Raw genomic sequence first — 25,702 nt, 5'->3', positions numbered from 1 at the left:
CCTGTCCTACATCATGTGCAAGGGCATGAACCGCTCGATCTTCAACGTCATCCTCGGCGGCTTCGGCGGCGACACCTCGGGCGCCGCGGCGGCCGGTGCCGGCGGGCCGAAGGGCTCGGTCAAGGCCGGCTCGCCGGAGGACGCCGCCTACATCATGAAGAACGCGCAGTCGGTCATCATCGTGCCCGGCTACGGCATGGCGGTGGCGCAGGCCCAGCACGCCCTGCGTGAAATGGCCGACACGCTGAAGCATGAGGGCGTCAGCGTCAAATACGCCATCCACCCGGTGGCGGGCCGCATGCCCGGCCACATGAACGTGCTGCTGGCCGAAGCCAACGTCCCCTACGACGAGGTGTTCGAGCTGGAGGACATCAACCGGGAGTTCGGCACCGCCGACGTCGCCTTCGTCATCGGCGCCAACGACGTGACCAACCCGGCGGCCAAGACCGACAAGAGCAGCCCGATCTACGGCATGCCGATCCTCGATGTCGAGAAGGCCAAGACCGTCTTCTTCATCAAGCGGTCGATGGCGTCGGGCTACGCCGGCGTCGACAACGAGCTGTTCTTCCGTCCCAACACCATGATGCTGTTCGGCGACGCCAAGAAGGTCACCGAGGAGGTGGTGAAGGCGATGGAGTGATCCGCGCTTTCCCCATTTGAAGCGTGTGGGCGCGAGGGGCTAGGCTCCTCGCGCCTTTTTCATGCCACCAGACCCGAGGGGAGGCGACGCCATGCCCGCCTACATCATCGCCGACGTGCGGGTGACCGATCCGGTCGCCTACGAGCTGTACAAGTCGCTGACGCCCAACGCGATCGCCAAGAACGGCGGCCGCTTCCTCAGCCGCGGCGGCGAAACCGCGGTGCTGGAGGGCGGCTGGCAGCCCAACCGCATCGTCATCCTGGAATTCCCCGACATGGCCAGCGCCAGGGCCTTCTACGACAGCCCGGAATACCGCGAGGCGCGCGAGGCGCGGCGCGACGCCGCCGACTTCAGGATGATCGTGGTCGACGGGCTGTAACGGGATCCGTAACGGGTCCAGGCCCCGGTTACGTTCGGTTACACAACGGCCTCCGCCGGACACACGGCGGCAATATGGCCCGGTTAACGCTGTTGGCATCGGGAAGCCGGCGGGATCACCCCGCCGGCTTCCCTCCACCATCACGGAGGCCGCACACCATGGACGAGCTGGACGACCGCGAACCGCTCGATTCGCACATCACCCTGTGGACCCGCATCGCCGTCGCGATCCTGATGGTTGGCGTCTCGCTGTGCGGCGTGTCGCTCTATCTGCTGACCGAAACCTGACCGGCCCAACGGACCCGCCGGATCGAACCCACGATTTCCGCGGTTTCCGTTCACCGACCGGCGCCAAAACAACAGAATTTTTGTGTATGAATACAAATTCCCTTTGATGAATGTGTAGAAATCTCTCTTCCCGATCCAGCCAACCGTGCTAAATAGCGTCGGAACCCCAGTTGAGGACGACCCGATGCTTCGCCTGACCCGCCGCTCCACCCTCGCCGCCCTGGTCGCCCTCGCGTCGGCCGCGGCCGTCATGCCCGGCACCGCGCGCGCCGCCGACCCGGTGAAGCTGGAAATCGGCTACATCCCGATCCTGGCGGCCGCGCCGCTGTTCATCCTCGACAACCAGGGCTGGGCCAAGGACGCCGGCATCACGCTGAAGCTGACCCGTTTCGAGTCCGGCCCGCACGCCATCCAGGCGATGGCCGCCGGCCAGATCGACCTGCTCTACGCCGGCGTCGCCCCGGTGCTGGTCGCGCGCAGCAAGGGCGCCGACATCTCGGTCATCGCCAACTCGGCGGTGGAGGAGATGGTGGTCGCCGGCCGCGGCGCCTTCGCCAAGGCGGTGGGCACCACCCCGACCGCGGCGTCCTTCAAGAAGTTCGCCGCCGACGCCGGTCGCAAGGCGAAGATCGGCACCCAGCCGCCGGGCTCGGTCCCCGACACCGTGCTGAAGCACTGGCTGTACAAGGTGGTCAAGGTCGACCCGGCCGACGTCGAGCTGGTGCCGATGGGCATCGAGAAGACGCAGCAGGCCCTGCTGGCCGGCGCGCTCGACGCCGCGACCATCCGCGAGCCGACGGTGACCGTCACCCAGCAGATGGACCCGAACGTCGTCCTGCTGGCGAACGGCGCCCAGATGTTCCCCGACCAGCCCGGCACCGTCGTCTCGGCCCGCGGCGAGGTGCTGGCCAAGAGCCCCGACGCCATCAAGGCGCTGGTCAAGGCCCATGTCCGCGCCGTCGACATGATCAAGAGCGACCCGGCCACCGCGGCCAAGCTGGTGAACAACTATCTCGGCAAGGGCCTGATCGAGCCGGCGACGCTGGAGGCGGCCTTCAAGGGCCCCGGTTCCAACTTCGTCGCCGATCCGCACAAGGTGGTCCCGGCGGTCGAGGCGATGATGACCTACACCAAGGAGATCGGCTCGGCGAGCGAGACGGTGCCGGTGGCCGAGGCCTTCGACTTCCGCTTCTACGACGCCGCCGTCGCCAAGTAAGCCCGCCCCAAGGTTGCCGTTGTTGAGCGAAGAGCGCCCGATGAAGACCCACAAAAAGATCGCCCTGTCGGCGCTGGGCGTCGTCGTCTTCCTGCTGATGTGGGAAGCGGTGGCGCGCAGCGGCATCGTGCCGGCCCGGTTGCTGCCGTCGCCCAGCGCGGTGCCCGCCGCCTTCCTGACCGAATTCCGCAGCGGCACCTGGCAGGAGATGGTGCTGGCCAGCCTGTCGCACTATCTGGTCGGCCTTTCGCTGGGGACCTTCCTCGGCGTGTCCTTCGGCACGGCGGCGGCGCTGTGGATCAAGTGGGACGCCTTCCAGGCCTGGGTGGTGCGCATGCTGCGGCCGATCCCGGCCATCGCCTGGATCCCCTTCGCCATCATCTGGTTCGGCGTCAGCGAGGGCGCGGCGTCCTTCCTGATCGCGCTGACGGTGTTCTGGATCAACTATTACGCCAGCTACGCCGCGGTGCGCGGGGTGGACAAGGACCTGATCGAACTCGGCTACGCCTTCGGCCAGGGCGGGCTGATCCCGCGCCTGTTCAAGATCGTGCTGCCGGGCGCCTTGCCGGGTATCCTGTCGGGCCTGCGCGCCGGGCTGGGGCAGGGCTGGATGACGGTGGTCGCCGCCGAACTGTTCGGCATCTCCGGCCTCGGCATGCGGATGATGGAGGCGTCGGGCCTGCTGGCGACCCACATCGTCGTGCTCTACATGGTCACGATCGCGCTGCTCTACGGCGTGTCGGACTTCCTGTTCATGCAAGTTCAGACGCGGGTCCTGTCATGGCAGCGGTGACGCTCTCCACCACCACCAACGGCACCACCGGCACCGCCACCTCGGTCATCGACCTGGAAGGCGTGTCGATCGGCTATGGCAGCGAGGCGCCGCCGGTGCTGGTCGACGTCAACCTGTCGGTCGAGCGCGGCAGCTTCGTCGCCATCGTCGGCCCGTCCGGCGTCGGCAAATCGACCCTGCTGCGCGTCGTCGCCGGCCTGCACACCGCGCGCAGCGGCGGCGTCGTCATCCACCAGGACCAGCGGCCGGGCCATCGGCCGGTCGGTCTGGTCTTCCAGGACGCCCGCCTGCTGCCCTGGCGCCGGGTGGTCCGCAACGTCGAGTTCGGGCTGGAGGGCCTGCCGGTCAGCCGCGACGAGCGCCGCCGCCGCGCCGAGGCGGCGTTGAAGCTGGTCCGGCTCGACGGCTACGCCCGCCGCTGGCCCTACGAGCTGTCGGGCGGCCAGCGCCAGCGCGTCGGCATCGCCCGCGCCATGGCGGTCGACCCCGACATCCTGCTGATGGACGAGCCGTTCGGCGCGCTCGACGCCATCACCCGCAACAACCTCCAGGACGAGCTGCGCCGCATCCACCAGGAAACCGGCAAGACCATCCTGTTCGTCACCCACGACCTGGAGGAGGCGGTGCATCTGGCCGACCGCATCATCGTGCTGGGCGGCACCCCGGCGCGGGTGGTGCGAGACGTCCGCAACAGCGCCGGCCGCGACGGCTCGGTGTTCCGCAGCCAGGTCGACCAGCTGCGGTCGGAGATCGCCGACAACTACAGCATCTGAGGCGGGAGAGGGCGCGCTCCTCAGCCCTCACCCCACCTCGACCATCAGGCTGGTCGGGTAGCCGGCGTCCTTCATCCGGGCGATCAGCGCGTCGACGTGGGCTTGGTTGCGGGTTTCCAGCACGACGTCGACCTCGGCCATCTTGACCGGCACGTTGTGGAACAGGCGCTGGTGATGGACCTCGACGATGTTGGCGCCCGCCTCGCCCAGCAGGCGGGTGACGCGGGCCAGCGCGCCGGGGGCGTCGGTGATGCCGATGCGCAGGCGGACGATGCGGCCCTCATAGACCAGGCCGCGCATCAGCACCTGGGCCAGGATGCGGGAATCGATGTTGCCGCCCGACACGACGATGCCGACCTTGCCGCCGCGGAAGCGCTCCGGATCGTCGAACACCGCCGCCAGCGCCGCGGCGCCCGCCCCCTCGGCCACCAGCTTCTGGATGGTGGCGAGCCGGTAGAGCGCCTCCTCCAGCCGCGCCTCGCTGACCTCGACCACCTCGTCGACCAGGGCGCGGATGATCGGCAGGGTGAGGGCGCCCGGCGCCTTGACCGCGATGCCCTCCGCCACCGTGGCGCCGCCGCATTGGATCGGCTGGCCGGCCAGCGCCTGGCGCATCGACGGGTAGAGGCTGCACTGCACGCCGATGATCCGCAGGTCCGGGCGCAGCGCCTTGGCCGCCGTTGCCATGCCGGCGATCAGGCCGCCGCCGCCGATCGGGATCACCAGCGTGTCGAGGTCCGGCACGTCGGCCAGGAACTCCAGCGCCGCGGTGCCCTGGCCGGCCGCGACCAGCGGGTCGTCGTAGGGATGGACGAAGGTCAGCCCGTCGCGCGCCGCCAGATCATGGGCAAAGGCCGCCGCCTCGCTCAGCGTCTCGCCGTGCAGTTCCACCGTGGCGCCGAGATTCTCGGTCCGCTCCACCTTGGTGAAGGGGGTGAAGCTGGGCATGACGATGGTCGAGCGGATGCCCAGCCGGGTGGCGTGGCAGGCCACCGCCTGGGCGTGGTTGCCGGCCGACATGGCGATGACGCCGGCCCGCCGCTCCGCCTCGCCCAGCGACAGCAGCTTGTTCAGCGCGCCGCGCTCCTTGAAGGAGCTGGTGGCGTGCTGGTTCTCCAGCTTCAGGTGCAGGCGGCACCCCGCCATGTCCCCCAGGCGCGGCGCCGGCACCGCCGGCGTGTGGGACAGGTGCCCGTCGATGCGCGCCGCCGCGGCGCGCACGTCGTCCACGGTGATGGTCATTGCTGCTTCGCCCCGGTGTTGCGTGGTGTGAGTGTCAGCACCTCCGCCCCTGCCGCGACCAGCGTGCCACGGTCGCCGGCCAGACGCAACGCGCCGCCGTCGCGCCACAACCCGACCAGATCGCCCCAATGGCGCGACCAGATGTTGCCGGACTGTCCGGTGGCGATGACGAACCGCGACTTGTCGAGATCGGCCAGATCATAGACCGCGCGGAAGCCGGCGCCCTGGACGTGGCGGAACGGGGCGGCGCCGTCGCGGATCGACGTGCTGCCGCGGTTGACGGTGAAGAAGTCGCCGTCGGTCTCGACCGACAGGTCGGCCTTCCCGCCGATCAGCGGCAGCCGGCCCAGCATGCGGTGGACCAGCGCCACCTTGTGCTCGTCGCCCCAGCGCCAGCTCTTGGGGGTGGAGCCGTGGCGCTCGGCCAGCATCGCCGTCGCCGAGGCCAGCGCCTTGCCGATGGTGTCGGCGCAGCTTTCCTTCTGCGGGGTGGTGACGTCGTCGCACCACTCCGGCCGTTCGGCGATGACCCGGCGCAGCGCTTCCGGCCGCAGGTCCCAATAGGCGGCGAAGTCGGGGCCCAGCTCGTCGGCGAAGACCGCGCGCACCAGCTCGCGCAGCCAGGCGGTGAAGATCAGCGGCTCCGGCCGGTTGCGGTCCATCCGGCCGTCCCAGCCGCGCAGCAGCGCCGCGGCGTCGCTGGGCAGACCGGGGGGCGTCGGGTATTTCAGCAGCTCCGGCAGAAAGTCGCGGGCGGGCAGCGAGACGATGTCCATCTGCTGGCGCGCGGCGTCCTCGACGGAATGGCGGGCGGTGCCCAGCATCTCGACGATGCGCCTGGCGCGCGACGGGTCCGGCCATTCGGTGGCGAGGCGGTAGGGGTAGTCGCGCCCGGTCACCGCGTTGTTGGCGTTGACGAACTGGCCGGTCGGCGGGTTCACCCCCTGCGGCAGGGCGTAGTAGGGCAGGAAGCCGGTCCAGTCATACTCGCCGGTCCAGCCCGGCACCGGCACCCGGCCGTCGCCCTTGCGGCGGATCGGCACCCGGCCGGGGGTGATGAAGCCGACCTCGCCGCCGACGTCGGCGTAGACGACGTTCTGCTGCGGCGCGACGTGCAGGCGCAGCGCGGTGCGCACCGCCTCGGCGTTCGCGGCGTGGTTCAGGCGGTAGAGCGCCTCGGCGCTGGTGTCGTCCTCGGCCAGCCCGGGGAAGGACAGCGCCAGAGGCGGGCCGTTCGGGGTGCCGTCGAGGTCGGAGATCACCGGGCCGTGCCGGGTGGTGCGCACGGTCAGCGTCTCGGCCGGCTGGTCGGCGATGGCGATGGTCTCGCGGCGCGTCTCGAACGGCTTGGCGCCGTCGGGGGCGAGGTAGCGCGCCGGGTCCTGCGGGTCGGGCTTCTCGACGAAGATGTCCTGGGTGTCGCTGTGGGTGGTGGTGAAGCCCCAGGCGACCTTGCCGTTGTGCCCCAGGATGACCAGCGGCACGCCGGGCACGGTGGCGCCGGCGATGGTCAGTTCCGGCGTGACGATGCGGGCGAGGTACCAGAGGATCGGCGCCTCCAGCGCCAGATGCGGGTCGTTGGCGATGATCGGCTTGCCGGTGGTGGTGCGGCCCCCGGTCAGCGCCCACTCGTTCGACGCGGTGTCGAAGCCCATCCGCGGCAGGGCGGCCAGCGTCCGCCGCACCGTCTCCTGCAACTGCGGGCCGCGCAGGTCGGCGGCCAGCGTCGTCGGGGTGCCGGGCACGTCCGACGGGAACAGGTCGTCGACCTGTTGCGGCGTCAGCCGCTCCAGCACGCGCGAGCGGAACAGCTCGTCGCGGTAGTTGGCCGAGAGCTGCAGCGCCATCAGCTTCGCCCACACCAGGCTGTCGGCGACCGTCCACGGCTCCGGCGTGTGGCGGAGAAGCTGGAACTCGATCGGCAGCGCCTCGCTGCGGGTGGCGAGGTAGGCGTTCACCCCCTCGGCGTAGGCCTCGAAGGCGGTGCGCGCCTCGGGCGACAGGGTGGCGGCCATCGCCTGGGCGGCGCGGTAGACGCCCAGCGTCCGCATCAGCCGGTCGCTGCGCAGCGGGAAGTCGCCGTACTTGGTGCCGATCAGCTCGGCCAGACGGCCGGCCCCGGCGCGGCGCATCGTCTCCATCTGCCACAGCCGGTCCTGGGCGTGGGCGTAGCCCAGCGCGCGGTAGCCGTCGCGTTCGGTCGTCGCGAAGATGTGGACGACGCCCTGGGCGTCGCGGACGATCTCCGCCGGGGCGCCGCTGCCGGGGATGGTCACCGTCCCGCTCGTCTGCGGCTGCTGCGCCCGCATCCACAGATACGCGCCGACCAGCCCGACCGGCACCAGCAGCACCAGCAGGCCGAGCCCGGCGGCGATCCGCCCCCACCGCCCGCGCGGCAGCGGCAGGCGGCGCCACGGCGGCTGTGGCCCGGCGGGGGGCTGCGGCGGGTAGGCCTGCGGGGGGTAGGGCTGTGTGGGGTAGGGCTGCGGCGGGTAGGGCTGCGGCGGGTAGGGATAGGCGCCCGGCTGGTTCCCCGGATACGCGCCCGGATAGCCGGGCGGCGTGTTGCCGCGACGGCGGCGGGCGGCGGCGAGAAGCAGGCAGGCGCGGGCCAGCGCGGCGCGGAGGAGGAAGGCGCAGGTCAGGCCGGCGCGGGACAGGAAACGGCGCAGCATCACGGTCCGTGAAAGGTAAAGGGGCGGCGAGGCCGGGCAGGGAATGCCGGGGGTGCGGTCGGGGGGCGGATGCTAGTCCGCCGGCCGCCGGCCCGTCCAGGGTTGCGTGGCGGAAAAGCGGGGTGATCGCATTTGAGGTTTGAACGGCTGCGCTCCGTCTCGAAAGCCCTTCTCCCGCGAGGGGAGAGGGGCTTTTGGCAGGATCCGTCACGCCGCGGTGATCAGGATGTCGCGCAGTTGCGGCGCCGACACCGGCTTGTGCAGCAGGCGGTGGCCGCTGCGCTGGACCTCGGCGATGCGGGCGGGGTCGGTGTCGCCGGTCAGGACCACCGCCGGCACGCGGACGCCGCAGACGCCGTAGATGTCGCGGATCGCCTCGACCCCGGTGCGCCCTTCGCGCAGGCGGTAGTCGGCGACGATCATCGCCGGGCGCCGGCCCAGGTTCAGCAGCGATTCGATCGCCTCGTCGGCCGACACCGCGGCGACCACGTCATAGCCCCATTCCTCCAGCATCGCCCGCATGCTGACCAGGATGATGGTGTCGTCGTCGACGACCACGATCAGCCCCTTGCCGCGCGGCCGCTCCACCGTCACGCGCGCCGGCTTCGGCACCGGCCGCGGCACCGCCGCCGGCAGATCCAGGAAGAAGCCGCTGCCGCGTCCGGGGGTCGACTTCACCCCGACCATGTGGCCGAGCAGCCCGGCCAGCCGCCGCACGATCGCCAGCCCCAGCCCCAGCCCCTTGCGGCGGTCGCGCTCCGGGTTGGCGAGCTGGGTGAACTCCTGGAAGATGTCCTGGGTCTTGTCGGCCGGGATGCCGATGCCCTGGTCGATCACCGCCAGCCGCAGGGCGCCGCCGCGGTGCAGGCAGCCGATCAGGATGGTGCCGCGTTCGGTGTAGCGGATCGCGTTCTCGATCAGGTTGCGCAGGATGCGCTCCAGCAGGGCGGGATCGCTGCTGGTCCAGCCGGAGGTCGCGACGTGGCGCAGCGTCAGCCCCGATTCGGCGGCGCGCACGCGGTATTCGTCGGCCAGCCGTTCCAGCAGCGGGCCGAGCGCGAAATCGGTGACGCTGGGCTTCACCACCCCGGCGTCGAGCCGCGACACGTCCAGCAGGCTGTCCAGCATCACCCGCAGCCCGTTCAGCGATTCGGTCATGCTGGCCAGCAGCGGCGCGGTCGGGTGGCTCTCCAGCTTGTCGGACAGGGCGTGGGCGAAGAAGAACAGCGATTGCAGCGGCTGGCGCAGGTCGTGGCTGGCGGCGGCCAGGAACTTGGTCTTGGCGCGGTCGGCGCGCTCGGCCGAATCGCGGGCGCGCACCGCCTCGATGCGCGCCGCCTCCGCCTCGTCGCGGGCGCGCAGGATCGCCTCCTCCGCCGCCTTGCGGGCGGTGATGTCGCGCATGATGCCGGTGTACATCCGCCGCTTGCCGACGTGCCATTCGCCGACCGACAGGTCGAGCGGGAAGACCGAGCCGTCCTTGCGCCGGCCCATCACCTCGCGGCCGATGCCGATGATCCGGGGTTCGCCGGTGCGGTGGTAGCGCTCCAGATAGCCGTCATGGGCGCTGTGGTACGGCTCCGGCATCAGCATCGAGACGTTGCGGCCGATCACCTCCGCCGCCTCGAAGCCGAAGGTCTTCTCGGCGGCGCGGTTGAAGGACTCGACGATGCCGCGGTCGTTGATCAGGACGATCGGGTCGACGGCGGTGTCGACGATGGCGCGGTAGCGCGCCTCCTGCTCGTCCGACCGCTCCGCCTGCTGGCGGCGGTCCAGCAGCGAGGACAGCAGCGCCAGCGTCAGCAGCAGCAGCGCGCCGGCCCCGGTCAGCACCGCCAGCAGCGACGACGACAGCGCCGCGTCCTGCACCCGCATCCCGTGACCGGGCGCCGTCACGGGATCGATGACGTCGGTCACCGCCTCCATCCCGACGGCGGCCATGCCGGTGTAGTGCATCGTCACCACCCCCAGCCCCAGCAGCACCGCGCCGGCCGCGCGTTCCAGCGCCCGGCTGGTGCGGAAGGCCAGCCACAGCGCCGCGGTCGACGCGACGATGGCGACGGCGACGGAGGCGGCGGTCAGCGTCGGGTCGTAGGACATGCGTGCCTCCGTGCGCATGCCCGCCATCCCCACGTAATGCATGCCGACGATGCCGAGCCCGGTCAGGGTCCCGGCGACGGGGAGGGTGAACCGTTGCGGCCGGTTGTGGGCCATGGCGAACAGGCCAGCGCCCGCCACGGCGACGGCCAGCACGAAGGACAGGGCGGTCAGCCCGCCGTCGTAGCCGATGGGCGTGTCCGTCCGGTAGGCGAGCATACCGACGAAGTGCATCGACCAGATGCCGATGCCGAGCGCCAGTGCCGCGCCGGCCAGCCGCCTGTTGTCGCGATGGCGGCCTTGCGGATTGAGGCCCACCGGCTCGCGGGCGTGATGGGCGAGGTCGAGCGCGACGTAACCGCCGAAGACGGCGATCACATAGGATAAGGCGACGAGGAGTGGGTCGTAATGGCCTGGCACGGTCGGCGGCGTCGTTGTAGGGATTGGGGTAGCACAGCAGGGGGCGATGTTCGCCCTGTCGGAAAACAATTTGGGAGAGGGTGCCAGTCGATCCCATCGAACGAAAGGCTCCCCTTGGTGGTAGAAATGGATCTACGACCTCTGTCCGGATATGACTTATGAGCAGCCACCCCCCCGATCCGGCGCCGTCCGTCCGGCCGGCCCACGATCGTTCTGTCCAGGGACCATCCTGGCCGGTCCGCATCCTGCGCATGGCCGCGACCCCGTTCGCGCTGGCCTATTTCCTGTTGGATGCCCTGGTCTACTGGGGGGTGCGGCCCGTCCTGCGGTGGGTCGCCCGGCTGCCGCTCTTCCGGCGCGTCGCGCGGTGGGTCGGCCGGCTGGGTCCGTACCCGTCGCTGGTGCTGGTGCTGGTGCCGCTGGCGCTGCTGGAGCCGGCGAAGCCGATCGGCGCCTGGCTGTTCGCCACCGGGCGGCCGTGGCTGGGGGTCGCGGTGGTGGTCGGCGCCGAACTGGTCAAGATCACCACGGTGGAGCGGCTGTTCCACGTCGCCAAGCCGAAACTGCTGACCATCGGCTGGTTCGCCTGGGGCTACGAGCGGGTGACCGGCTGGATCGCCTGGCTGAAGGCGACCGCCGCGGTCCGGCTTGCCCGCGACCTGTTCCGGCGCCTGCGCCGGGCGGCCCGGCGCCTGACCCTGGCGGTCCGCCGCGCCGCCGGTCACTGAAAGCCTGTGAGTCCCTGGGCGGCAATCGTTCGCTGCCATCCCCTTGAGGTGCACACAGCCACCGACCGCAGAGAGCCAAGCTTGACCGAAACCGGAACGTTTCCCCGATCGAGGGTCATCCCCGCGACGGCGCGGATCCGGGTTTCCAGCCCCAGCGCCTGACATGGCTGGATTCCCGCTGTTGCGGGAATGACGGCCGATAATGAGAACGGCCGGCTTCGAGAGGGGACCCTACCCAAGCAGCGCCAGCACCAGCGCGCCGGCGATCAGCAGGGCGCAGGCGCGGCGGTAGAGTTGCAAGGCGCGGGCGATGTCGGCCGGCGTCGCGGCGGTGCGGCCGGCGCCCAGCCAGACATCCTCGATTCGCGTCTTGCCGTAAACCCGCGGGCCGCCCAGCCGGAGGTCGAGCGCACCGGCCATCGCCGCTTCCGGCCAGCCGGCGTTGGGGGAGCGGTGACGGTGGGCGTCCTGCCGCACCGACCGCCACGCCTGCGCGGCGTCGGCCCCGCCGGTGATCCAGGCGGCGGCGACCAGCAGCAGCGCGGTCAGGCGCGAGCCGGGCAGGTTCACCAGATCGTCCAGCCGCGCCGCCGCCCAGCCGAAGGCCTCGTGTCGCGGGGTGCGGTGGCCGATCATGCTGTCGGCGGTGTTGATCGCCTTGTAGAGCGCCAGACCCGGCAGCCCGCCCACCAGCAGCCAGACCGCCGGGGCGATCACACCGTCGGAGAAGTTCTCCGCCAGGCTCTCGACGGCGGCGCGGGCGACGGCGGGTTCGTCCAGGGTGGCCGGGTTGCGGCCGACGATGCGCGACACGGCGTCGCGGGCACCGGCCAGACCGCCGGTGCGGAATCCGTCGGCCACCGCCTCGACATGGTCGTGCAGGCTGCGCTGCGCCAGCAGGGTGGAGGCCAGCGCCGCCTCGATCAGCCAGCCGAACGGCAGCAGGCGGCACAGCCACGCCACCGCGACCGCCACCCCGCCCACCGTCAGCAGCAGGACCAGCAGCGCCAGCACGCCGGCCGCCTTGCGCCGGCCGAAGCCGTCGTCCGGACGGTTGAGCGCATGGTCGAGCTGCGCGATAAGCGAACCGATCCACACGACCGGATGACGGATGCGGGCGTAGAGTGGGTCCGGATAGCCCGCGACCGCCTCGATGACGAGCGCGGCGGCGAGCAGGAAGGGATGCAGCGGCACGGACGGACGTTTCCAAAAGGGGGGCGGCGGACGCGCCGCGCCAACGGGTGGGTGGAAGAGGCGCGATCATGGCCGAAGACAAGCCGGCGACCAAGGGCGGGTTCACCAACACGGTACGGGCACAGCCGCAAGACGGGGCGCCGCAAGACGGAGCGCCACAAGACGGCCCGCTGCATGGCGGCGACCTGGACGGCGCCCGCGCCGCCTTCCCCGGCGCGCCGCAGCCCTGGGTCGACCTATCCACCGGCATCAACCCGTGGCCCTACCCGCTGCCGCCGGTCGCGGCGGAGGCCTGGACCCGCCTGCCGGGCCGCGGCGCGGAGGCGGCCTTGCGCCAAGCGGCGGCGGACGGCTACGGCGCCCGGTCGGCGGAACTGGTCGCCGCGGCGTCGGGGTCGCAGGCGCTGATCCAGCTTTTGCCGCGGCTGCGCCCGCCCGGCCGGGTGGCGGTCTGCGGCCCGACCTACGCCGAGCACGCCCGCTGCTGGGCGCTGGCCGGTCACACGGTGATCGACGCCAAGGGGCCGGAGGCGGCGGACGGCGTCGATGTTCTGGTCGTCGTCAACCCGAACAACCCCGACGGCCGGCGCGTCGCGCCCGAGCGGCTGCTCGACCTCGCCGACCGGCAGGCGGCGCGCGGCGGCTGGCTGGTGGTGGACGAGGCGTTCGCCGACACCCGGCCGGACGGCAGCGTCGCCCCCTTCGTCGGGCGCCCCGGTCTGGTGGTGCTGCGGTCCTTCGGCAAGTTCTTCGGGCTGGCCGGCCTGCGGCTCGGCATCGCGCTGGCGGCGGCGGACGTGGCGGCGGCCCTGCGCGCCGCCATCGGCCCCTGGGCGGTGTCCGGCCCCGGCCTGTCGATCGCCACCGCCGCGCTGGGCGACCACGGCTGGATCGCCGCGACCCGCGCCCGGCTGGCGCGGGAGGCGGCGGAGCTGGACCGGACGCTGGACGCGGCCGGCCTGCGGGTGGTCGGCGGCACCGAGCTGTTCCGGCTGGTGGAGGACGCCCGCGCCCCCGCCCTGTACCGGACGCTGGGCGCCGCCGGCATCCTGGTCCGCCGATTCGACCACCGCCCGGATTGGCTGCGTTTCGGATTGCCCGGCACGCCGGCGGAGAAGGAGCGGCTGCGCGGTGCGCTGTCCGGTGGGTGTCCTGCGGCGTTTCAACCCGTGGAAACGTCCGCGTCTTGAACAATCGGCGAAAATTTTATACACTCAACCGTTTCGAGAATCCTGCACGTCCCACTTCGACCTCGTCGGGATTCTCCAGGGTTGCAAGGAAATAAAATTTTATGGGACACTGCTCGCCATGCTGGATTCGGGTAGCGTGGCAATGATCTCCGGTCGTGGCGCGCAGGGCATGCGGGATACCGCGTGGTCGGCCTTTGACTGTCTGCCGGTCGGGGTCTGCCTCGCGTCGGCGGCCGGCGTGATCCGCTATGCGAACCCCGCCCTGCACGACCTGCTGGGCGGCGCCGACGGCTTGCTGGACGGCCGCTCGCTGTCCGATGTCGGGCTGGATGGCGCCGCCGGGACCGCAGTCATCGGCGAGCGGGCGCTGCGGCTGGCCGACGGTGGAACGCGCCGGGTGTCGGTGGCCGAGGTCCCCTGGACCGCGCCGCAACCCGACGGGGCGACGGGAGAGGCGTTGCGGCTGCTGACGGTGACCGGCATCGGCCCCCGGCAGGAAGCGGCGGCGGACGGCGGGGCGGATGACGGGGCGGACGGCGGGCCAGCCGCCGGCGCACCGCTGGTCGAGGCGCTGATGGACGCGGCGCCGATCCCGCTTTTCGTCAAGGACACCCGCGGCCAGTATGTCGCGATCAACGACGCGTTCGAGCGTTTCACCGGCATCGGCCGCGCCGACATCCTGCGGCACACCACCTTCGCGGTGACCAGCCCGGGCGCCGCCAAGGAGCACAGCGTCCACGACCGCGTCCTGCTGGAGACGGAGGGCCGGGTCAGCTACGAGGCGCCGATCTGCACCGCCGACGGCGCCGTGCGCATGGTCAAACTGACCAAATCCTCGTTCCGCGACGCGTCGGGCAAGCCGGGCGGCGTGGTCGGCGCGATCCACGAGATGGCGGAGGTCCGGCCGAACGAGGAGCGGCTGGAGGCGATCCTGGAGCAGAGCCCGGTCGGCGTGTCGGTGTCGCGCCGGGACAACGGGCGGATCATCTTCGTCAACACCCGCTTTTCCGAGCTGATCGGGCTGCCGCGCGAGCGTCTGGTCGGCAGCCGCGCCCGCGACTATTACCTGGACGGCCTCCAGCGCCAGCGGGTGCTGGAACGGCTGCGCAGCGGCGGCGGCGTCACCAACATGGAGGTCCAGTTCAAGCGGGCCGACGGCTCGCCCTTCTGGACGCTGTTCACCGTCAACCAGGCGGTGGTGCAGGGCGTGCCGGTGAACCTCGCCTGGATCTACGACTACACCGAACGCCGCAGCATGGAAGAGGCGTTGCGCGACATGGCGTCGCGCGATCCGCTGACCGGCATCTTCAACCGCCGCTCCTTCATGGACATGGCGCGCAGCCAGCTCGCCCGCGCCCACCGGTTCCACGAGCCGCTGTCGGTCTTCGTGCTGGACGTCGACCATTTCAAGCGGATCAACGACACCTACGGCCACGCCACCGGCGACGACGCCCTGCGCATGGTCGCCGCCGGCTGCCAGGCGATCCTGCGGGAATACGACATCCTCGGCCGGCTGGGCGGGGAGGAGTTCGTGGTGGTGCTGCCCGGCGCCACCGCCGACGAAAGCCGCGTCGTCGCCGAACGGGTGCGCCGCCACCTCGCCCGCATGCCGATCGAGGCGCCCGACGGCGTCTTCCGCCTGACCGCCAGCATCGGCATCGCCGGGCTGGACGGGGCGACCGACACGCTGGAACGGGCGATCCACCGCGCCGACCTCGCGCTCTACCGCGCCAAGCACATGGGGCGCAACCGCGTCGCCGTCTACGAACCCGGGATGTGACCCCGGCCGGCAAGGCGCCGCCGGGTTCGCAGGGCCCCTCTGTTGGGTTGACAAGCATGGACTGCACGGTGCGGGACACCGCCGGGCTGCGCGAGGTCGAACTGCGCGGCCAACTGACCTTCGAGGCCGACGCCGAGTTCCGGCAGATCCTGGAGGCGTTCGAGCGCGACCGGGTGACGGACTGCGTGCTGAACCTGGATGGCGTCGAGTTCATCGACTCCGCCGGGCTCGGGCTGCTGGTGCTGGCGAACAGCGCGGCCAAGCGGGCGGCGGTGCGGCTGAGCATGAAGCACCCGCGCGGGCAGGTCCGCGATATGATCGAGATCTCCGAATTCCACACCATCGTCCCCTGCGAGTTCTGACCCCTTGAGCGACGAACGCGGCGGCCGGGCCGCTGCGCTCGGCGCTGGAGGCGCTGGGGGTGCGCGGCGCCGCGGTGGTCGACGGCGATGGCTTGGCGGACGCGGTGGCCGGCCTGCCAGGCTGCGGCCCGGCGGCGGTCGCCGGGCTGCGCGCCGCCGCGGCGCTGCGCGACGTGCCGATCCTGGTGCTGGGACGCTTCGCCGGCGGCCGGCAGCGCGCCGACCTGACCCTGCTGTGGATCAGCCGGCGGGGTCTTCCTCCGGATCCTCCGTCGGCTGCGGCAGGTTGACGATGCCGACCACCCGGTTGCCGTTGCCGACATAGGTGAGCTGGTCGAACCCGACCATGCGGGCCAGCGCGATGCCGCGGCCGTGGGTGGCGGTCGACTGGAAGGCGTCGACCGTCAGGTAGCGGTTGAAGTCGAAGCCCCGGCCCATGTCGGTGACGGTGAAGATGACCCGGCTGTCGCTGCGCTCGACATGCAGGGTGGCGTGTTTGTCGCGATGCTCCGACGAGTCCAGCCGCGCCTCGATCTCGCGGCCCAGCATGCCGCTGGTCTTCAGCCGGCCCTTGGCCTCGAAGCCGATGCCGAGGTTGCCGTGCTCCACCGCGTTCATCAGGATCTCCGACAGGCCGAAGGTCAGGCTGTGCGAGGTCTGGGCGATCGACGACAGGGTGATCGCCAAATTCTGCGCCTCCTGCGGGGTGCGGAAGCGGAAACGGGCGTCGCGCAGCAGGGCGATGGCGTCGGCGCGCGAGCGCAGGTCGCCCTTCAGGCTCTTCAGCCGGCCGGTCGTCTCCTCCGCGGCGCGGACGACGGAGCGCAGCAGGGCGCCGTCATAGGGCTTGATCAGGTAATAGAACACGCCGACGCGGATGGCCGCCGCGATCTCCGCGCTGCTGTCGGAAACGGTCTGGACGATCACCGGGATCTCGGCCAGATGCGGCACCCCCTTCATCCGCTCGTACAGCTCCAGCCCGTCGCCGTCGGCCAGCCGGCGGTCGAGCAGCACGACGTGGATGGTCTGCCCGGCGCTCTGCAGGATGTCCCAGGCTTGCGCCTTGTTCTCGGCTTCCAGCGTCCGGTAGCCGATGCGGGCGAGGTAGCCGGCGACGATGGCGCGGGTCATCTCCTCGTCATCGACAACCAGGGCGGTGACGGCGTCGGCCATGTCGGCGTGTTCTCCGGCGGATGGGCGGCCAGGACGGGGCCAGGAATGCCGGGTATTTTGCCAAAACTTTAGCGATGACACAATTGCCGGCGGCATTGCGTCGCAACAAAGCGTTCCGTTGCGCGCAGTTGTCCCGCGGCCGCGCCGTCGGCCTCGGACGGGATCAGAGCGCCGGCGAGGCCAGCTCGCCCATCGCGCGTTCGGCGGCGGCCAATTCGCGGGAGACGCGTTCGCCAGCGTCGGTGGTCAGCACGGTCCGGTCGCGCCGTCGCGCCGCCACGACCAGCCGGTCGGCGGCCTGCGCCAGCCGGTCGAAGCCGACATTGCCGGCGGACCCCTTCAGGATGTGCGCCTCGCGCTCGATGCCGGTGCAGTCGCCGTGGGCGATGGCGGTGCGCAGCAGGTCGAGATGGACCGGGCTGTCGCTGAAGAAGGTTTCCAGCAGCAGGACGAAGCCGTCCTCGCCCAGCGCGTCGCGCAGCTCGTCGACCTTCTCGGCGTTCACCGTCGCCGCCTCCGCCGGGCTGGCCGGGGCGGGCGGCGGCGGTGGCCGTTCTGCCGCCGGGCGGGCGACGCGGGCGACCGCGTCCAGCAGCTTGCGGGCGTTGATCGGCTTGGACAGATAGTCGTCCATCCCGGCTTCCAGGCAGGCGGCGGCGTCGCCCTGCATGGCGTTGGCGGTCAGCGCCACGATGGGGATGCGCGCCGCCGGCCCGTTCAGCCGCCGGATGCGGCGCGTCGCTTCCAGACCGTCCATCACCGGCATCTGCACGTCCATCAGCACCAGATCGTAGGGCCGGGACGACACCGCCTCCACCGCCTCCTCCCCGTTCGCCGCGGTTTCGGCGCTGTGGCCGGCGCGGCGCAGCAGGGCGAGCGTGAGCTGCTGGTTGACCGGGTTGTCCTCCGCCACCAGCACGCGGACGCGCGGCCCGGCCTCCGCCGCGGCCGGCACGGCGACCGCGGCCGGCGGTGCCGGCGGCGCCACCGGTTGCGGTTGCGGGTCGAGCGGTTCCGCCCGGCGGTCGAGCAGCCGGGCGAGGCACTGGCACAGGGCGCGGAAGCGGATCGGCTTCGCCAGATGGGCATCGACCGCGCCCTTCTCCCACTCCGGCCACTCCAGCCGCTGGGACGAGGCGAGCGCCAGCCGGATGGCGGCCAGCGCCGGCGTGGCGCGGATGCGCTCCGCCAGTTCCGGGCCGGTGAGGCCGGGCATGCGGTGGTCGAGGATCGCCGCGTCGAACGGCCGGCCGGCGCGGACCGCCGCCTCCAGCCGCTCCAGCGCCTGGGCGCCGTCCTCGGCGGTCTCGGTCTGGATGCCGAAGCCGACCAGATGGCGGGTCAGCAGATCGCGGTTGACGGCGGTGTCGTCGACCAGCAGCACGCGCCGCCCGGTCCAGTCGCCGATCGGTGCCGGCGCCTGCACCATCCCGGTGCCGCGCTGCAGCGGGATCGACACCCAGAAGCTGCTGCCGGCGCCGGGCCGGCTGTCTACGCCGATCGCGCCGCCCATCAGTTCGGCCAGCCGCTTGCAGATCGCCAGGCCGAGGCCGGTGCCGCCATGGCGGCGGGCGGCGGAGGAATCGACCTGGGTGAACATGGCGAACAGGCGCGGCCGGTCCTCCTCCGGGATGCCGATGCCGGTGTCGCGCACCTCGAAGCGGACGCGGACGCAATCGGCCGGCTGGCCCGGTTCCGCCGGCTCCTCGCCCAGCAGGATGGTGACGCTGCCGGTGTCGGTGAACTTGATGGCGTTGCCGGCCAGGTTCAGCAGGATCTGGCGCAGCCGCCCGGCATCGCCGCGCAGGCTGCCGCGCAGCGACGGCGGCACGAAGCTGGCCAGGTCCAGCCCCTTGGCGGCGGCGCGCGGCGCCAGGATCTCCGCCACGCTTTCCACCATCGGCCCCAGCTCGAACTCGCCGATCTCCAGCTCGAGGCGGTCGGCGTCGATCTTCGAGTAGTCCAGGATGTCGTTGATGATGACCAGCAGCGATTCGGCGGAATCGCGGATGGTTTCGGCGTAGGTCCGCTGTTCCGTCTCCATCGGGGTGTCGAGCAGCAGCCCGGCCATGCCGATCACCCCGTTCATCGGCGTGCGGATCTCGTGACTCATCGTCGCGAGGAACTCCATCTTGATGCGCTGCCCGTCCTCCGCCCGTTCCTTGGCCTCGCGCAGCGTGTGCTCCACCCGCTTGGCGTCGGTCAGGTCGCGCAGGATGGCGGCGTAGAGCGGCCCGGCCGCCGTCTTCACCAGCGCCACCGAGCAGGCCAGCGGGAAGCGCTCGCCATCCTCCGATCCGTCTCCGGACCCGCCTTCCGCCGCATCCTTCTCCGCCGGGCGCAGCGCGGTGGTTTCGCCGCTGATGCCCGCCGTCATCGGCCGGCGGCCGCGGGCGATGTCCGACAGCGCGCGGGTGGCGGCGTCGCGCGTCTCCGCCGGCAGCAGCTCGACCACCGACCGGCCGACCAGCCCGCCGGGCGGGCAGCGGAACATGGCGTGGGCGGCCGGGTTGGCGGCCTCGATCACGCCGTCGGGGCGGGCGGTCACGATGCCCTCCGCCGCGGTGTCGACGATGGCGTTCAGCCGGGCGTTCGCCTCCTCCAGCGCCTCGCCCTGGCGGCGCTGCGCCGCCAGCGACCGGGTCAGCAGCAGCCCGAACAGCGTCAGCAGCAGGATCAGCCCGCCCGACAGCAGCATCGCCATCGTCAGGTTCTTCTGCCAGCCGGCGAGCGCGGCGCCCTGGTCGACGCTGATCGCCAGCACCAGCGGCCAGACCGGCGTCGCCCGGTAGGCGGTGATCATGATCGCCCCGTCGGCCCCGCGCTCGTGGAACACGCCGTATTCCGCCGCCGGCAGCCGCGACCGGAACAGCGGCGTCGCGGCGAAGGAGCGGCCGATCGCCTCGGTCACCGGGGGTTGGCCGGTGAGCAGCGTGCCGTCGTAGCGGTAGAGCGCGACATGGCCGCCGCCACCCCCGCCCTCGCCGGCGTCGCTGATCTGCACCGCCCGGTACAGGCCCTGGAAATAGTCCGGGTTGACGGTGGCGACGATCACGCCCAGCAGCGTTCCGTCCGCCTCGCGCAGGGCGCGGCTGATCGGCAGCAGCCAGCGCCCCGACCGCTCGCCGTTCGCCGCACGGTCGAGCAGGCCGCGGCCGGGCCTGGGGTCGCCGATCACCAGCCCGCCGGCCTGGCCGGAGGCGTGGAGGCGGAAGGCGTCGAGTTCGGTGAGATAGGCGCCGGCCGGATGCATCCCTTCGGTGCTGACGACGATGCGGCCGGTGCGGTCCAGCAGGGTCAGCGCCCGCAGGTGCGGCGACCGCCGCAGCCGGTCGGTCAGCAGCCCCATCACGTCGGTCCGGCTCGCCCGGCCGGCCGCGTCGGGCTCGGTCGCCGCGTCGTCGCCGGTCCAGCCGGAATCACCGAGGGAATCGACGATGGCGGTCAGCGTCAGGTCGACCGACTGCAGCGTCCGCGTGGTCGAAACCTCCAGTGCCGCGGCGAGGTTGGCGAGGTTGGCCTCCGTCGCCGCCAGCGTCGCCTGACGCGCGGCGGCCAGCTGGTAGCCCTGGTTGATCAGCAGGGCGAAGACGGCGAGCAGGGCAAAGGCGATGACGCCGCCGCGATGCCGGAAAAGACCCTTCGGTTCCGCTTTTGCTGGGGGCTGGGGTGCGGGGAGCGGGGCCAGGGCTGTGTTCCGGATGATCGGGTGGAGACGGGTGATGGGCAACCGCGTGGTGAAAAGGGCACTCGGATCGGGCATCGGGCCGCCATGCGGACCGGGATGCCGGCCGCCCCGGCCATCCGCCCCGACCATCCGTGGTCGTCCGCGGCCATTCGGGGGTTGCATCCGGAGATCACAATAGCAGGTATACCCCTCTTCCGCCAAGCATCGGCTGCCGGTTGAGTGGAAAGGGTGGTAGTATGCAGGCGCCGCGCGAAAACCTTGCTGCGTTGCAAGCAAGACCAATGGCGGCAGTGCAACGAAAGGTGTGACATGGCGACGCGCATCGGCTGGGCAATCGGTTTGGCAACTCTGTCCCTCCTTCTGCCGGGGACCGCGGCGCCGGCCACGGCCGTTGATGGACATCTTCAGAAAATTGCGGAATCAAAGCAACTTCGTGTCTGCATGTGGCCCGAATACTACGCGATCTCGTTCCGCAACCCGCGCACCGGCGTGCTGGAGGGGCTGGACGTCGAGCTGGCGGCGGCCTTCGCAGGCGATCTGGGCGTGGCGGTCGCCTATGTCGAATCGAGCTTTCCGCGCTTCATCGATGATCTGCTGGCCGATCGCTGCGACATCGGCATGTTCGCCATCGGCGCCACCGCGGCGCGGGCGGCGAAGGTGGCGTTCAGCCAGCCCTACCTGCGCAGCGGCATCTACGCGGTGACCTCCCAGGCCAGCGGGCAGATCGGCCGCTGGGAGGATCTGGACCGCGCCGGCAACGTCGTCGTCGTCCAGAAGGACACCTACATGGAAGGCTACGCCCGCAAGGCGATGACCTCCGCCCGCATCGTCGCCGTCAACCGCCCGCAGGAGCGCGAGGAGGAGGTGCAGTCCGGCCGCGCCGACGCCTTCCTGACCGACTATCCCTACGGCCAGCGCATGCTGGCGTTCCAGCCCTGGGCGCGGCTGATCGTGCCGGACGTCCCGGTGCAGCCGACCCCCTACGCCTACGCGGTGGCGCCCGGCGACCCGGCGTGGCTGGAGCGGGTGAACGCCTTCGTTGCCCACATCAAGCAGGACGGCCGGCTGGAAAGCATCGCCGCCCGCTACAAGCTGACCCCGATCGTGGCGCGGGACTGAGGCGCACCGCAAGAATGCGGCATCGGGACAAATCCGATGTAGGATCGGTGTGCAGGTCTGCACTCACCGCCACCCCTCACCGCGGGACCCGACGATGATCCTGATCGGACAGTATGATTCGCCCTTCGTGCGCCGCGTCGCCATCGCGCTGCGGCTCTACGGCATCGCCTACGAGCATCGCCCCTGGTCGGTCTTTTCCGACGCGGCGGAGGTCGCGCGCTTCAACCCGCTGAAGCGGGTGCCGACGCTGGTGCTCGACGACGGCGAGGTGCTGATCGAAAGCGGCGCCATCCTCGACCATCTCGACGAGGTCGCCGGCGCCGGACGGGCGCTGATCGCGCGCCAGGGGCCGGACCGCCGCCGGGCGCTGAAGGTCTGCGCGCTGGCGACCGGCCTTGCCGACAAGGCGGTCAGCCTGGTCTACGAACGGGTGCTGCACCAGGACCGCTCGGCCCTGTGGGTGGAGCGCTGCACCGGCCAGATCGGCGCCGTGCTCGACGCGCTGGAGGCCGACCGGGCGGCGCGCCCCGGCCCCTGGTGGTTCGGCGACCGCATCGGCCACCCCGACATCGCGGTCGGCTGCGCCCTGCGCTTCGTCGGCGAAGCCCACCCCGGCGTCTTCGACCGCAGCCGCTGGCCCGCGTTGGCCGCGCACGCCGACGCGTGCGAGGCGCTGCCGGAATTCCAGGCGGTGGTGCAGCCCTTCGCGGTGAGCGCCTGAGACATGGCCCCCGCCCGCTGGGGCGGGGGCCTGTTCATACCCGTCCTATCACCGCGCCGTGTGGCCGCTGATCTCGGCGTGCAGCGGCTTGGTGTCCTCGAAGGTCTTCTGCTGCTCGGGGGTGGCGTCCTTCTGGTGCTTCTGCTTCCACTCCGCATAGGGCATGCCGTAGACGGCGACGCGCGCGTCCTCGTCGGACAGGGCGACGCCGCGGTCCTTGGCCGCGGCGGCGTACCATTTCGACAGGCAGTTGCGGCAGAAGCCGGCGAGGTTCATCAGGTCGATGTTCTGCACGTCGGTGCGCTTGCGCAGATGCTCGACCAGGCCGCGGAAGGCGGCGGCTTCCAGCTCGATGCGGGTCTGGTGGTCCAGATCGGCCATGGTGTCTCTACTCCTCCGGTTTTCTTGCTTGGTGCTGCTTTAAGAGTGGTGCGGCCGGTGCAGCGTGACCATCCGGCCAAACGGGTGGAAATCGCGCGAGCCGCCGCCGGCGGCGATGGTGCGGACCACCGCCTCGCGGTCCTCGGCGACGAAGCCGGCCAGCGATTCGATGCCGTAGTCGAACAGGCGCGGGGTCAGCGGCGTGCCGGGGCCGATCATCGCCACCCGCGCCCCGGCCGACACCCGCAGCAGGCGGGGCAGGGTGCGGTTGGCGAAGGCCGAGGCGGTGACGGCCACCGCGTCGGCCCCCGGCAGCAGCCAGTCGCAGGCGGCCTCCGGGTGTTCGCCGTCGCGCGGGGTCATGTCGATCACCTGGGCGCGCGGCATCCGCTGGGCGACCTGGGGGAAGCCGCCGACCACCACCACCCGCCCCTCGACCTTGGCGAACAGGTCCAGCCCGTTGCCGGGCGCGCCGGTCAGGCCGGGGTGGTTGTAGTGCGCATTCAGCGCGGCGACCCCGACGGCGATCTCCAGCGGGTCCCACGACCGCGCCGCCAGCGCCGCGAGGTCGCGCAACGACCGCCCGGCCCAGCGCTCCGGTGCGGCGGCCAGCTCGGAATCGCCCTGCCGGGCGGCGACGCCCAGCCCGGCGTCGGTTTCCACCAGCACCCATTTGGCGCCGGTCACCACGCGGCGGACGGCGGTGTCGGCGACGCCGTTGACCAGATCGTCGTACAGCCGCTGCGGCCCCCACCAGCGCCACAGCGCGTCTTCCACCGGCGACAGCAGCTCGCAGAAGCCGCCGGTGGCGGTCTGCCATTCGTTCAGATAGCGGCTGCCGACGCTGGTCAGCAGCGGGATGCCCTCGGCGATGGCGGTCAGCATCTCGTCCGACAGGCCGTCGCCGTGCGATTCCAGACCGGCGAACTTGTTGACGACCAGCAGGTCGACGCGTTCCGCCACCGCCCGGCGGATCGCCTGGCTGGCCTCGGCGACGCCGGTCGGATCGACGCGGCAGGACTGCGATTCCCGCCCCAGCCGCTGGGTGATGTCGTAGGCGTGGCCGGTGGCGACGTCGACCAGTTCCATCCGCTCGGCGCAGTCGTCGCCGGGGCCGTGGTTGCGCTGGACCAGACCGCCGACGCGGAAGCCGCGCCGGGTCAACTCGGCGGTGAAGCCGTCCAGCAGCGCGTCGACCCCGTACGAGCCCGGACCATGGATCACCGCGCCGGGGCGGAGCGGCGGCGGGAAGGCGGGGGGCAGCGGCATGACCATGGTCCTTTCGCGCGGGGAACAGCCCCTGGGACGACAGGGGGGGCGGCAAGCGGGAACGGTGGGGGAGGGGGCGCCTCAGCCGCCGCGGCGGATGTGGTAGACGAACACGGCCGTGTGGGTCTCGTCCGGCCGTGTCTCGTGCGACAGCAGCGCGTTGTCGGTCGTGTTGCAGAAGTGCCGGAAGTCGATGACCGAGGCCGGATCGGTGGCGTAGACCACCAGCTCCTCCCCCGGCGCCATGCCGTCCAGCAGCGCGCGCGTGCGCAGGATCGGCAGCGGGCAATGCAGCCCCGTCACGTCAAGCTCTCTCGCCGGCACCGCGCCCGCTCCGTACTGGTTGAGGATGAAGACCACACTGGCGCTATGACTGTAGCCGGTTCACCGCCGCTTCTCCACCCCGGCCTCCGCCGGCCCTGTCATGCCGCACCCCGGTGGCTGCGACCGGGCCGGAAGGCGCGATCTTCAGCCGCCCGCGCTGTTGTCCGGCGCAAGACGGTGGAATTTCGACGAAAGGACAGCGGTCATGGCGAAGCGGCTCGACAAGGTGGTGGTCATCACGGGGGCGTCCAGCGGCATCGGCCGCGCGACCGCGCTGGAGTTCGCGCGCCAGGGCGCGGCGGTGGTGCTGGCCGCCCGCCGCATGGCGGCGCTGCACGAGGTGGCGGAGGAGTGCGTGGAGGCCGGCGGGCGGGCGATGGTGGTGCCGACCGACGTCACCGACCAGCGCGCCATGCAGGCCCTGGCCGACCGCGCGATCGACGCCTTCGGCGGCATCGACATCTGGATCAACAACGCCGGCGTCCTGGCGCTCGGCCGCTTCGAGGACACCCCCGACGACGTGTTCGAGCAGGTGGTGCGCACCGATTTCTTCGGCACGGTCCATGGCTGCCGCGCGGTGCTGCCGCATTTCCTCGACCGTGGCGAGGGCATCATCATCAACAACGCCTCGATGGTCGCCACCATCGGCCAGCGCTACGCCACCGCCTACGCCGCGGCCAAGTTCGCGGTGCGCGGCTTCACCGAATCGCTGCGGCAGGAGCTGGTGGACGAGCCGGGCATCCATGTCAGCATGGTGCTGCCCGCCGCCATCGACACCCCGCTGTGGCAGCACGCCGCCAACTACACCGGCCGCGCGGTCAAGCCGATGAACCCGGTCCACCCGCCGGAGGAGGTCGCCGCCGCCATCCTGGCGCTGGTCCACAGCCCGCAGCGCGAGGTCTTCGTCGGGGCGGAGGGGCGGCTGGCCGCCGTCGGCAACGCCATGGCGCCGTCCCTGGTGGAGCGCGCCATCGCCCACACCATCGAGCGCGACATGTTCACCAACCGCTCGGCCCCGGCGACCTCCGGCGGCGTGCTGGCCACCATGCCGGAGCACCAGGGCACCAGCGGCGGCTGGCGGACGCCCAAGCCGAAGCGCGGGTTCTCCTGGACCAACCTGACGCTGTTCCTGCTGCCGGTGCTGCTGGCCAGCCGCCCGCTGGGCGGAGGCGCCGTGCGGCATCCGTGACGGTCGGCGCCCGCACCTCATGCCAACGCCCGCTTGATCCGGCGGGCGGGAGCCGTTATAGG

General features: G+C 71.6%; 23 protein-coding genes. 14 read left to right on the top strand and 9 right to left on the bottom strand.

Annotated features, from left to right (window positions below; genetic code table 11):
* The 6 genes from TSO352_RS30805 to TSO352_RS30785 all read left to right on the top strand — a co-directional run.
* On the top strand, nt 1-640 hold a 640-nt coding region (locus tag TSO352_RS30805; RefSeq protein WP_146210831.1), incomplete at its 5' end, for an NAD(P)(+) transhydrogenase (Re/Si-specific) subunit beta.
* Between the two features lie 91 nt (nt 641-731).
* Nucleotides 732-1,019: a DUF1330 domain-containing protein gene (locus tag TSO352_RS30800; RefSeq protein WP_109111092.1), complete on the top strand. Its 288-nt coding sequence runs from the start codon at nt 732-734 to the stop codon at nt 1,017-1,019.
* A 158-nt stretch (nt 1,020-1,177) separates the two neighbouring features.
* Entirely contained in the window at nt 1,178-1,306 is a 129-nt protein-coding gene (locus TSO352_RS34345) for a hypothetical protein (protein WP_282183909.1), read from the top strand.
* Nucleotides 1,307-1,490: 184 nt separating this feature from the next.
* Complete coding sequence (locus tag TSO352_RS30795) at nt 1,491-2,522, top strand: ABC transporter substrate-binding protein (protein WP_109111091.1); 1,032 nt, start codon at nt 1,491-1,493, stop codon at nt 2,520-2,522.
* Nucleotides 2,523-2,562: 40 nt separating this feature from the next.
* A complete protein-coding gene (locus TSO352_RS30790) occupies nt 2,563-3,315 on the top strand; it encodes an ABC transporter permease (RefSeq protein WP_109111090.1) in 753 nt (250 codons plus the stop codon).
* Nucleotides 3,303-4,088 carry an ABC transporter ATP-binding protein gene (locus tag TSO352_RS30785; protein WP_109111089.1) on the top strand — a complete coding sequence of 262 codons (786 nt, stop codon included), beginning with the start codon at nt 3,303-3,305 and terminating at the stop codon, nt 4,086-4,088. Before TSO352_RS30790 ends, TSO352_RS30785 begins: the two co-directional genes overlap by 13 nt.
* A 27-nt stretch (nt 4,089-4,115) precedes the next feature.
* On the opposite strand, the gene TSO352_RS30780 is transcribed toward TSO352_RS30785, so the two are convergent.
* The 3 genes from TSO352_RS30780 to TSO352_RS30770 all read right to left on the bottom strand — a co-directional run bounded on the left by TSO352_RS30780 (nt 4,116) and on the right by TSO352_RS30770 (nt 10,522).
* Nucleotides 4,116-5,330, bottom strand: coding sequence for a threonine ammonia-lyase (locus TSO352_RS30780; protein ID WP_109111088.1), 1,215 nt, complete (start codon nt 5,328-5,330; stop codon nt 4,116-4,118).
* Nucleotides 5,327-8,005 carry a penicillin acylase family protein gene (locus tag TSO352_RS30775; protein WP_109111087.1) on the bottom strand — a complete coding sequence of 893 codons (2,679 nt, stop codon included), beginning with the start codon at nt 8,003-8,005 and terminating at the stop codon, nt 5,327-5,329. Before TSO352_RS30775 ends, TSO352_RS30780 begins: the two co-directional genes overlap by 4 nt.
* Nucleotides 8,006-8,212: 207 nt before the next feature.
* Nucleotides 8,213-10,522, bottom strand: coding sequence for an MHYT domain-containing protein (locus TSO352_RS30770; protein ID WP_109111086.1), 2,310 nt, complete (start codon nt 10,520-10,522; stop codon nt 8,213-8,215).
* Nucleotides 10,523-10,680: 158 nt separating this feature from the next.
* On the opposite strand from TSO352_RS30770, the gene TSO352_RS30765 reads away from it, so the two are divergent.
* Complete coding sequence (locus TSO352_RS30765; protein WP_199231791.1) at nt 10,681-11,250, top strand: hypothetical protein; 570 nt, start codon at nt 10,681-10,683, stop codon at nt 11,248-11,250.
* Nucleotides 11,251-11,481: 231 nt separating this feature from the next.
* On the opposite strand, the gene cbiB is transcribed toward TSO352_RS30765, so the two are convergent.
* Complete coding sequence (gene cbiB / locus TSO352_RS30760) at nt 11,482-12,444, bottom strand: adenosylcobinamide-phosphate synthase CbiB (protein WP_109111085.1); 963 nt, start codon at nt 12,442-12,444, stop codon at nt 11,482-11,484.
* Between the two features lie 68 nt (nt 12,445-12,512).
* Between cbiB and cobD the strand changes: the two genes are divergently transcribed.
* The 4 genes from cobD (at nt 12,513) to TSO352_RS30740 (ending at nt 16,066) form a co-directional block, all read left to right on the top strand.
* Nucleotides 12,513-13,634 (top strand): threonine-phosphate decarboxylase CobD, encoded by a 1,122-nt coding sequence (gene cobD / locus TSO352_RS30755; RefSeq protein ID WP_109111084.1) that lies wholly within the window; start codon nt 12,513-12,515, stop codon nt 13,632-13,634.
* 118 nt (nt 13,635-13,752) lie between these two features.
* On the top strand, nt 13,753-15,414 hold the full coding sequence (locus TSO352_RS30750; protein WP_109111083.1) for a diguanylate cyclase: 1,662 nt from the start codon (nt 13,753-13,755) through the stop codon (nt 15,412-15,414).
* 56 nt (nt 15,415-15,470) lie between these two features.
* Nucleotides 15,471-15,776, top strand: coding sequence for an STAS domain-containing protein (locus tag TSO352_RS30745; RefSeq protein ID WP_109111082.1), 306 nt, complete (start codon nt 15,471-15,473; stop codon nt 15,774-15,776).
* Between the two features lie 59 nt (nt 15,777-15,835).
* Nucleotides 15,836-16,066 carry a hypothetical protein gene (locus tag TSO352_RS30740; RefSeq protein WP_109111081.1) on the top strand — a complete coding sequence of 77 codons (231 nt, stop codon included), beginning with the start codon at nt 15,836-15,838 and terminating at the stop codon, nt 16,064-16,066.
* On the opposite strand, the gene TSO352_RS30735 is transcribed toward TSO352_RS30740, so the two are convergent.
* Nucleotides 16,017-16,949: a response regulator gene (locus tag TSO352_RS30735; protein ID WP_109111080.1), complete on the bottom strand. Its 933-nt coding sequence runs from the start codon at nt 16,947-16,949 to the stop codon at nt 16,017-16,019. The two genes, TSO352_RS30740 and TSO352_RS30735, sit on opposite strands and share 50 nt — an antisense overlap.
* Nucleotides 16,950-17,112: 163 nt before the next feature.
* A complete protein-coding gene (locus tag TSO352_RS30730) occupies nt 17,113-20,712 on the bottom strand; it encodes a response regulator (protein WP_109111458.1) in 3,600 nt (1,199 codons plus the stop codon).
* Between the two features lie 366 nt (nt 20,713-21,078).
* Here TSO352_RS30730 and TSO352_RS30725 point away from each other — a divergent pair, with 366 nt between their 5' ends.
* Together TSO352_RS30725 and TSO352_RS30720 are read left to right on the top strand one after the other, a co-directional pair.
* Nucleotides 21,079-21,756 (top strand): ABC transporter substrate-binding protein, encoded by a 678-nt coding sequence (locus TSO352_RS30725; protein ID WP_247872554.1) that lies wholly within the window; start codon nt 21,079-21,081, stop codon nt 21,754-21,756.
* A gap of 94 nt (nt 21,757-21,850) precedes the next feature.
* Nucleotides 21,851-22,477: a glutathione S-transferase family protein gene (locus TSO352_RS30720; RefSeq protein ID WP_109111078.1), complete on the top strand. Its 627-nt coding sequence runs from the start codon at nt 21,851-21,853 to the stop codon at nt 22,475-22,477.
* A gap of 48 nt (nt 22,478-22,525) precedes the next feature.
* Here the strand turns inward: TSO352_RS30720 and TSO352_RS30715 are convergent, their stop codons facing one another.
* The 3 genes from TSO352_RS30715 to TSO352_RS30705 form a co-directional block, all read right to left on the bottom strand.
* Nucleotides 22,526-22,858, bottom strand: a complete 333-nt coding sequence (locus tag TSO352_RS30715) for a DUF1244 domain-containing protein (RefSeq protein ID WP_109111077.1) — start codon at nt 22,856-22,858, stop codon at nt 22,526-22,528.
* Between the two features lie 39 nt (nt 22,859-22,897).
* Nucleotides 22,898-24,127 carry a DUF2478 domain-containing protein gene (locus tag TSO352_RS30710; protein ID WP_109111457.1) on the bottom strand — a complete coding sequence of 410 codons (1,230 nt, stop codon included), beginning with the start codon at nt 24,125-24,127 and terminating at the stop codon, nt 22,898-22,900.
* A gap of 81 nt (nt 24,128-24,208) precedes the next feature.
* Nucleotides 24,209-24,430, bottom strand: coding sequence for a sulfurtransferase TusA family protein (locus TSO352_RS30705; RefSeq protein WP_247872553.1), 222 nt, complete (start codon nt 24,428-24,430; stop codon nt 24,209-24,211).
* A 226-nt stretch (nt 24,431-24,656) separates the two neighbouring features.
* Between TSO352_RS30705 and TSO352_RS30700 the strand changes: the two genes are divergently transcribed.
* On the top strand, nt 24,657-25,640 hold the full coding sequence (locus TSO352_RS30700; RefSeq protein WP_109111076.1) for an SDR family oxidoreductase: 984 nt from the start codon (nt 24,657-24,659) through the stop codon (nt 25,638-25,640).
* Nucleotides 25,641-25,702: the final 62 nt, after the last annotated feature.

This window comes from Azospirillum sp. TSO35-2, from assembly GCF_003116095.1.
In the GTDB taxonomy this organism is placed as follows: Bacteria; Pseudomonadota; Alphaproteobacteria; order Azospirillales; family Azospirillaceae; genus Azospirillum.
This window is presented reverse-complemented; position numbering and strand designations above follow the sequence as displayed.

Excerpts from the sequence above, each read along its gene's own strand:
- TSO352_RS30800 (WP_109111092.1), top strand. The coding sequence starts at position 732 with ATGCCCGCCTACATCATCGCCGACGTGCGGGTGACCGATCCGGTCGCC.
- TSO352_RS34345 (WP_282183909.1), top strand. The coding sequence starts at position 1,178 with ATGGACGAGCTGGACGACCGCGAACCGCTCGATTCGCACATCACCCTG.
- TSO352_RS30795 (WP_109111091.1), top strand. The coding sequence starts at position 1,491 with ATGCTTCGCCTGACCCGCCGCTCCACCCTCGCCGCCCTGGTCGCCCTC.
- TSO352_RS30790 (WP_109111090.1), top strand. The coding sequence starts at position 2,563 with ATGAAGACCCACAAAAAGATCGCCCTGTCGGCGCTGGGCGTCGTCGTC.
- TSO352_RS30785 (WP_109111089.1), top strand. The coding sequence starts at position 3,303 with ATGGCAGCGGTGACGCTCTCCACCACCACCAACGGCACCACCGGCACC.
- TSO352_RS30780 (WP_109111088.1), bottom strand. The coding sequence starts at position 5,330 with ATGACCATCACCGTGGACGACGTGCGCGCCGCGGCGGCGCGCATCGAC.
- TSO352_RS30775 (WP_109111087.1), bottom strand. The coding sequence starts at position 8,005 with ATGCTGCGCCGTTTCCTGTCCCGCGCCGGCCTGACCTGCGCCTTCCTC.
- TSO352_RS30765 (WP_199231791.1), top strand. The coding sequence starts at position 10,681 with ATGAGCAGCCACCCCCCCGATCCGGCGCCGTCCGTCCGGCCGGCCCAC.
- cobD (WP_109111084.1), top strand. The coding sequence starts at position 12,513 with ATGGCCGAAGACAAGCCGGCGACCAAGGGCGGGTTCACCAACACGGTA.
- TSO352_RS30750 (WP_109111083.1), top strand. The coding sequence starts at position 13,753 with ATGCTGGATTCGGGTAGCGTGGCAATGATCTCCGGTCGTGGCGCGCAG.
- TSO352_RS30745 (WP_109111082.1), top strand. The coding sequence starts at position 15,471 with ATGGACTGCACGGTGCGGGACACCGCCGGGCTGCGCGAGGTCGAACTG.
- TSO352_RS30735 (WP_109111080.1), bottom strand. The coding sequence starts at position 16,949 with ATGGCCGACGCCGTCACCGCCCTGGTTGTCGATGACGAGGAGATGACC.
- TSO352_RS30730 (WP_109111458.1), bottom strand. The coding sequence starts at position 20,712 with ATGCCCGATCCGAGTGCCCTTTTCACCACGCGGTTGCCCATCACCCGT.
- TSO352_RS30725 (WP_247872554.1), top strand. The coding sequence starts at position 21,079 with ATGTGGCCCGAATACTACGCGATCTCGTTCCGCAACCCGCGCACCGGC.
- TSO352_RS30720 (WP_109111078.1), top strand. The coding sequence starts at position 21,851 with ATGATCCTGATCGGACAGTATGATTCGCCCTTCGTGCGCCGCGTCGCC.
- TSO352_RS30715 (WP_109111077.1), bottom strand. The coding sequence starts at position 22,858 with ATGGCCGATCTGGACCACCAGACCCGCATCGAGCTGGAAGCCGCCGCC.
- TSO352_RS30710 (WP_109111457.1), bottom strand. The coding sequence starts at position 24,127 with ATGCCGCTGCCCCCCGCCTTCCCGCCGCCGCTCCGCCCCGGCGCGGTG.
- TSO352_RS30700 (WP_109111076.1), top strand. The coding sequence starts at position 24,657 with ATGGCGAAGCGGCTCGACAAGGTGGTGGTCATCACGGGGGCGTCCAGC.